This is a genomic window from Streptomyces europaeiscabiei (assembly GCF_001550375.1).
Classification (GTDB): domain Bacteria; phylum Actinomycetota; class Actinomycetes; order Streptomycetales; family Streptomycetaceae; genus Streptomyces; species Streptomyces europaeiscabiei.
On sequence record NZ_LRTR01000168.1, the window covers coordinates 1 to 6,675 of the forward strand.

6 protein-coding genes and 1 tRNA gene are annotated in these 6,675 nt (G+C 67.7%); 1 reads left to right on the forward strand and 6 read right to left on the reverse strand.

The window, feature by feature from the left end; translation table 11 throughout:
- The 3 genes from AWZ10_RS08050 to AWZ10_RS08060 form a co-directional block, all read right to left on the reverse strand.
- Positions 1–402: tetratricopeptide repeat protein (locus tag AWZ10_RS08050; protein ID WP_425264480.1), on the reverse strand; the 402-nt coding region annotated here is incomplete at its 3' end.
- A 171-nt stretch (positions 403–573) separates the two neighbouring features.
- Positions 574–647, reverse strand: a tRNA-Met gene (locus tag AWZ10_RS08055).
- 44 nt (positions 648–691) lie between these two features.
- Positions 692–3,625 carry a UPF0182 family membrane protein gene (locus AWZ10_RS08060; protein WP_079104319.1) on the reverse strand — a complete coding sequence of 978 codons (2,934 nt, stop codon included), beginning with the start codon at positions 3,623–3,625 and terminating at the stop codon, positions 692–694.
- A 163-nt stretch (positions 3,626–3,788) separates the two neighbouring features.
- Here AWZ10_RS08060 and AWZ10_RS08065 point away from each other — a divergent pair, with 163 nt between their 5' ends.
- Positions 3,789–4,331, forward strand: coding sequence for a PPA1309 family protein (locus AWZ10_RS08065; protein WP_046704443.1), 543 nt, complete (start codon positions 3,789–3,791; stop codon positions 4,329–4,331).
- 77 nt (positions 4,332–4,408) lie between these two features.
- Here the strand turns inward: AWZ10_RS08065 and AWZ10_RS08070 are convergent, their stop codons facing one another.
- The 3 genes from AWZ10_RS08070 to AWZ10_RS08075 all read right to left on the reverse strand — a co-directional run bounded on the left by AWZ10_RS08070 (position 4,409) and on the right by AWZ10_RS08075 (position 6,404).
- On the reverse strand, positions 4,409–5,506 hold the full coding sequence (locus AWZ10_RS08070) for a YlbL family protein (protein ID WP_060890759.1): 1,098 nt from the start codon (positions 5,504–5,506) through the stop codon (positions 4,409–4,411).
- A gap of 88 nt (positions 5,507–5,594) precedes the next feature.
- Entirely contained in the window at positions 5,595–5,741 is a 147-nt protein-coding gene (locus tag AWZ10_RS52275) for a hypothetical protein (RefSeq protein WP_162948436.1), read from the reverse strand.
- Positions 5,742–5,945: 204 nt separating this feature from the next.
- Positions 5,946–6,404, reverse strand: coding sequence for a molybdenum cofactor biosynthesis protein MoaE (locus AWZ10_RS08075; protein WP_046704445.1), 459 nt, complete (start codon positions 6,402–6,404; stop codon positions 5,946–5,948).
- Positions 6,405–6,675 lie beyond the last annotated feature (271 nt).

Consider the following 6,675-nt stretch of genomic DNA (forward strand, 5'->3'; position numbering starts at 1 on the left):
GTGCCGGCCGAGCGCGTGCGCGGCCGCGGCGGAACCGGCTACGGCCGCGATCCGCCACCAGCTCGCGGCCTCCTCCGCGTACCCGCGCTGATGCAGCAGGACACCGAGGTTGTTGGCGGCCGCGCGGTCCCCTGCAGCGGTGGCGCCCCGCAGATAGGGCTCGGCTGCGTCGAGGTCGCCGCGGCGCAGCAGCATGGCTCCGAGGACGCTCATCGCCTCGGCGTCGCCGGCTTCGGCGGCGAGCCGCTGACGCGCCTCCTCTACGGCGTCCCCCGTCTCGTCCTCGTCCGCCGCCTGCACGGACTCGGCCGACGAAGCGGACACGGCGGGCAACACAAAGTCGGCAGGCTGCGCAAACCGCCCTGTCTCCAACAGAGTTGCCTTGTCCCCCATAACGTCCATCGTCGCACCACCTGCAACCTGGGTACACCTGGTATACCGCAGCCATTGAGGTCACTACAGCGTTTTGTCGACATGCCCACAGAGCGACAAGTCAAACACAGATTTCCCAGCTACCCCCGACAACACGTCGAAGGCCCGGATCCTTTAGAGGATCCGGGCCTTCAACTTCAGTAGCGGGGACAGGATTTGAACCTGCGACCTCTGGGTTATGAGCCCAGCGAGCTACCGAGCTGCTCCACCCCGCGCCGTTGCGTTGCAACCGTACCACGGCGCGGGGTGGAGCTTTGCATCAGCCGTTTCCGGAGCCTCCGCCGTCGCTCTGGTCGCTGTTCCCACTGCCGCTGCCGCCGGTCTTGTCGGCCTTGGACTGTGCGTCCCCGGCCCGCTTCAGCGCGTCCTCCAGGTCCTGTTGGGCGCGGCCGTACTTCTCCCAGTCGCCGTCCTTGAGCGCCTGCTGGCCCTCGTCGAACGCCTTCTGGGCTTCCTCCAGGGCCTGTTGGACCGTCGGATCGCCGGACGGCGGCGGCTCGTCGGTGCCCTCGTCGCCGTCGTCCACCGGTGGCTCGGTGGGCGAACCCTCGGTCTCGAACACCTTGTTGAGCGCGGCATCGAGGGTGTCCTCGAAGGCCGTGTTGCCGCCGTAGGTGACCAGGACCTTGCGCAGCAGCGGGTACTTGAGCCCGCCGCCTCGCACATAGACCGGCTCCACGTAGAGCAGTCCGCCGTCGAGCGGGACCGTCAGGAGGTTGCCGTACTCGACCTGCGAGTCGCCTCTCTTGAGGAGGCTGATGGTCTCGGCGATGTCCTGTTCGGAGTTGAACTGGCTCTGGACCTGTTTCGGTCCGTCGATCGGTTCACTGGTCGGCAGTTTCAGAATTCTGATCTTGCCGTAGTCCTTGGTGCCCGCCTCGGCGTTGACCGACACGAAGGCGCTGAGGTTGTCCCGGCCGTTCGGCGTGAGCGTCGTGGTCAGCGAGAACGCCTGTGCCGTCTGGCCCGGCAGCTTCATGCTCAGGTAGTACGGCGGCACCGCGTTGCCCGAGGTGTTGGTCGGGTCGTCCGGAACCTGCCACACCTCGCTGCCGCTGAGGAACGTCTCGGCGTCCTTCACGTGGTAGCGGGTCAGCAGCTCGCGCTGGACCTTGAACAGGTCCTGCGGGTACCGCAGATGGGCCAGGAGCGAGTCGGAGATGTCCTCCTTCGGCTCCACCGTGCCCGGGAAGGCCTTCATCCAGGTCTTCAGGACCGGGTCCTGAGTGTCCCACTGGAAGAGCTTGACCTCGCCGGTGTACGCGTCGACGGTCGCCTTCACCGAGTTGCGGATGTAGTTGACCTGGTTCTGCTGGGCCACCACCGCCCGCTGGCTGTTGTCCGCGGTCAGCGAGTCGGCCGTCGTGTCGCCCAGGGTGGTGCGGGAGGCGTACGGGTAGCCGTTGGTGGTGGTGTACGCGTCGACGATCCACTGGATCTTCCCGTCGACGACGGCCGGGTAGGCGTCGCCGTCGATGGTCAGCCAGGGGGCGACCGCCTCGACGCGCTCCTTGGGCGTGCGGTTGTACAGGATCCGCGAACCCTCGCCGATGGCGCCGGAGTAGAGGATCTGCGGCTCGTTGAACGCCACCGCGTACGCGGCCCGGTTGACCGGGCTGGAGAGGTTGATCCCGCTGTTGCCCTTGTAGCTGGTGGTCTTCTCACCGCTGTCGTCGGAGTAGTCGATCTCGTCCTGGGGACCGCCGACGATCGAGTACTGGGTGGTCTTCTCGCCGTAGTAGACCCGCTGCTGGTACTTGCCGAGGTCGCCCTTGGACGGCAGGTCGGACTCCGTGAACACCGGACGGCCACCGGAGGTGGCCTCGGTGCCCTTGGCGGCGACCACGCCGTAGCCGTGGGTGTAGCGGAAGTGGTCGTTGATCCAGTTGTTCTTCGGGATGCCGGCGAGGTTCAGCTCGCGCAGACCGATGACGGTGTCCTGCTCCGCGCCGTCCTCGTTGGCGTACCGGTCGACGTCCAGGTTCGTGGGGAACGCGTAGTAGTTCCTCATCTGCTGGAGCTGCTGGAACGTCGGCGAGACGATGTTCGGGTCGAGCATGCGGATGCTCGCCGTGGTGTCGGCGTCGGCACGGAGCTTGGCCTTGTCCGTGGTGTCGCTCACACCGGAGTACTCCTCGACCTCGGTCCCGTCGATGCCGTAGGCCTGCCGGGTCGCCGAGAGGTTCTTCTCGACGTACGGCGCTTCCTTGGCCTGCTCGTTCGGCTGGACCTGGAACTTCTGGACGATCGCCGGGTACAGCCCGCCGATGAGGATCGCGGAGAGCACCATCAGGCCGAAGCCGATGACCGGCAGCTGCCAGGTACGCCGCCAGATGGTGGCGAAGAACAGCAGCGCGCAGATGGCGGCGATGCAGAAGAGGATGGTCTTGGCCGGCAGGTACGCGTTCGCGTCGACGTACCTGAGGCCCGTCCAGTTGCCCGTCGCCTTGAAGTCGCTGGACTTCACCGCGAGCCCGTACCGGTCGAGCCAGTACGCGACCGCCTTCAGGGTGACGAAGATGCCCAGGAGCACCGACAGGTGCCCGGTGGCCGCTGCCGTGGCACGCGCGCCCGGGGAGGTGACCCTGAGGCCGCCGTACAGGTAGTGCGTGAGCGCGGCGGCGATCACCGAGAGCACGGCGGCGGCGAAGCCGAAGCCGAGCAGGAAGCGGTACCAGGGCAGGTCGAAGGCGTAGAAGGAGACGTCCAGACCGAACTGGGGGTCCTTCTGACCGAAGGAGACTCCGTTGACCCACATCAGCCAGGTCCGCCACTGCCCAGAGGCGGAGGCGCCGGCGATGAGGCCCACGAGGGAGGTGATCCCGAGGAGCAGCCATTTCTTGTAGGGCGCGATGCCCATGCGGTACCTGTCGAGGCTCTGCTGCTCCATCGACATGGCGCTCAGCGGTGGCCGCAGCCGGTGCGCCAGCCAGATGTTGAATCCGACCGAGGCCGACATGAGCAGACCGAAGACGAAGAAGAGCCCGATCTTCGTCCAGAGTGTGGTGGTGAAGACGGACGAATACCTCACCGACCGGTACCAGAGCCAGTCCGTCCAGAATCCCGCGAACATGACGAACGCCATGCCGAGGACGGCAAGGACGCCCAAGGTCATGAGCAGCGTCCGGACACGTCGGGACGGTCGGCCCACTCTGATCCGCGGCCCCGTCGGGCCTCCGCCGCGGTCCGGCATCTGGAAAGCCAAGGTGCGCACCTCGAAGTTCGCTGTCGATACGTCAGGCCCGCGTCTACGGACCCTCCAGCGGGCCCCGTGATCGCAGGGGCCTCACCTATGCAACTTACTCACGCTTTACTCGGTTCCCGCTTCCGGGAACGAACGAGGCAGGATTGTGACCATGTCCAACACTCCCATGGCAGCGAACCCCCTCACCCGGGCCGTGCTCGAGATCGACGAGTACACCTCGGGCCTGGGCTGGGACCAGCCCGCTCGACTCTTCGCCCTCGTGGATACCGCGCGTCTGCGGTCCCAGGAACCCGCCCTCGCGGCCCAGCTCGGTCTGCAGAACGAGTCCGAGACCGTCGGTCTCACCCCGATCGAGCAGGAAGAGATCCCCGCAGGCAAGGCCCTGGACGAGTTCCTCGGCACCATCGCCTGGCCCGACGCGGTGGTCGGCTGCGCGCTGACCGTGGAGCGGCTGATGCTGCCGCCGTCCGCCGAGGCATCCGTCCCCGAGAACCTCGACGACGCCCGCCTCTCCAAGTGGGTCGCCTCCCACCCGAGCCGCCAAGAGGTCCGTATGACGGTCGCCGTCCTCCGTGACGGCTCCCGCGACTCGGCTCTGCGTCTACGTGAGAAGGACACTCCGACCGAGGTCCTCACCGGCCCCGAACTGGTACCGGGCCTGGCGGAGGCCCTGTCCGCGACCTTCGTGGACTGATCTCCGGCTGCTGTACGGCGGCGGGGGCGCCCCCGGCTCCTCGGGAGCGCCCCCGCGCGCATGTACGTCCGTCCCCGTCAGCCCTTGGTGGTGCACTTCGGCAGGTCGGCGGTGTCGCCGGAGCGGATGTCCTTCAGGGCTCCCAGCGCGTCCTCGATGGTGCCCACCTTGACGAGGGTGAGTCCCTCGGGGGTGTCCTTGGCGGCCGCGGCGCAGTTGTCCTTGGGCGTCAGGAAGTACTCGGCACCCTTGTCATGCGCGCCGACCGTCTTCATCTCGATACCGCCGATGGGGCCGACCTTGCCCTCGTCGTCGATCGTGCCGGTGCCGGCCACGAACTTGCCGCCCGTGAGATTGCCCGGCGTGAGCTTGTCGTAGATGCCGAGGGCGAACATCAGTCCGGCGCTCGGGCCGCCGACGTCGGCGAGCTTGATATCGATGGTGAACGGGAAGGTGTGGTCGGTTCCGGCGGAGATGCCGACGATCGCCCGCTCCTCGCCCGTGTCGTCGGACTTCGCCGTGGTGATCGTGACCCTCTCGGTCTCGGTCGCCGTCCTGTTCGCCTTCTCCGCGGCTGCCTGCGCCTTGGCGGGCACGATGAGGAAGTCGACGTCCTCGCCCGGCTTGTGCTTGGTGACCAGCTTCGCGACGTCCTCGGGCGCCTTGACCGCCGCACCGTCGACGGACTTGATCACGTCACCGGCGTGCAGCTCGCCCTCGGCCGGGGAGTCCTTGAGGACGGTGGAGACGATCACCCAGGACCTCACCGGGATGTCGAGCTGCTCCAGGGCCGCGACCTTGGCGCTCTCCTGGGACTGGCTGAACTCCTCGGCGTTCTCCTGGGTCGACTGCTCCTCGGTCTTGCCGTCCGGATAGAGCGTGTCGTGGGGCACGACCTTGTTGTCGTGTGCCAGCCAGCCGTACACGGCCTCGACGAGGTTCATCCGGTAGTCGGCGCTGGTCACACGGACCGTGGTCATGTTGAGGTGGCCGGTCGTCGCGTACGTCTTGCGTCCCGAGATCTGCAGCACCGGCTCGCCGCCGTGCTCTCCGAGCGTGTTCACCGTCGGTCCCGGTGACATCTCCGAATAGGGCACGGGAATGATCACACCCGCGCACAGGAGCGCGATCAGCATCAGGGTGGAGGCGAGCATCGTCGCGGTGCGGCGTGGCATGGAACGACAGTACGGGACAGGCCTGTCGGTGCACTGTCGGGGCCGTCCGTCCGGGGCTGGGGCGAAGCAGGCGGCTGGTGCCGCGGCACTAGCCGCCGGAGTGGGACCGCTCCATGGCCTCGCGGAAGCGCGAATAACCCGCGAGCTCGGTGCCGTCCTCGATGCTCCTGCGGTTCCGGCTGGCCCAGCCGCCCCACAGTCCGGCACCGATCGCGGCCACAAGTGGAATCAGCAACCAGGCGAGCGCCGCCATGCCGCCTCCCAACCCCTATCAAGCAACCACAACTGACTGATCAGCAGATTATCCGTCCGCTCTGTCAACGCTCGCGCCGGGGGGCAGGTTACGCAACCGGAAGGCGCACGAGCGCGTTCCGGTCACGGCTTCAGCAGGCTCCCACCAGCCCTCCCGTCGCCCCGCCGCCGCTCCTCACCGACGGCGCTACGCGCCGACCCATTCATCGGTGCCGTCGGAGAACTTCTGGTGCTTCCAAATGGGGACCTCATGCTTCAGATCGTCGATCAGTCTGCGGCACGCCTCGAAGGCCTCTCCCCGGTGCGGACACGACACGGCGACCACCACGGCCAGATCCCCGACCCGTAGGTTTCCCACCCGGTGCACGGCCGCGAGCGCACGCACCGGATAGTCGGCGACCACCTTCTCCGCGATCCGCCGCATCTCCGCCTCGGCCGTCGGGTGACACGAATAGCCGAGCTCGTCGACATCTGCTCCCCCGTCGTGGTTCCGCACGGTCCCCACGAACAGCGCGGTCCCCCCGGCCGCGTCCTCCCCGACCGCACGGAACACCTCGTCGACGGAGAGCGCCGTCTCTCGAATCCCGATCAGCCTGATGGGCTCCGTAGCCCCCTGCTCACCTGGGTGATCATCATTCACTGCCATACCCCCATCGTGCCCCACCCGCCGCCAACCCGACATGGTCGAAACCGCTGCCACGCGCGCATGGCGGCTTGGATCCTCCTGCAGCCGGAGATTCAAGAGCTCAGCCCGGCCGGCGTTCGAGGCGGAGGCCGATGGCCGATGGGGGGCTGAGGGAGGCGCAGTCCCGGGGTACGGGACTGAACGGGTAAAGGCGGGCGGGGGCGAAATCTCCGGCGCGCGCCCCCAGGCCGCTTCTCAGCGCCGCCCCCGAGCCTTCCGGGCCCGCCGCACC

What these genes read in the sequence shown, in the direction of transcription:
- AWZ10_RS08060 (WP_079104319.1), bottom strand. Translation starts at nt 3,625, where the DNA reads ATGCCGGACCGCGGCGGAGGCCCGACGGGGCCGCGGATCAGAGTGGGC.
- AWZ10_RS08065 (WP_046704443.1), top strand. Translation starts at nt 3,789, where the DNA reads ATGTCCAACACTCCCATGGCAGCGAACCCCCTCACCCGGGCCGTGCTC.
- AWZ10_RS08070 (WP_060890759.1), bottom strand. Translation starts at nt 5,506, where the DNA reads ATGCCACGCCGCACCGCGACGATGCTCGCCTCCACCCTGATGCTGATC.
- AWZ10_RS08075 (WP_046704445.1), bottom strand. Translation starts at nt 6,404, where the DNA reads ATGGCAGTGAATGATGATCACCCAGGTGAGCAGGGGGCTACGGAGCCC.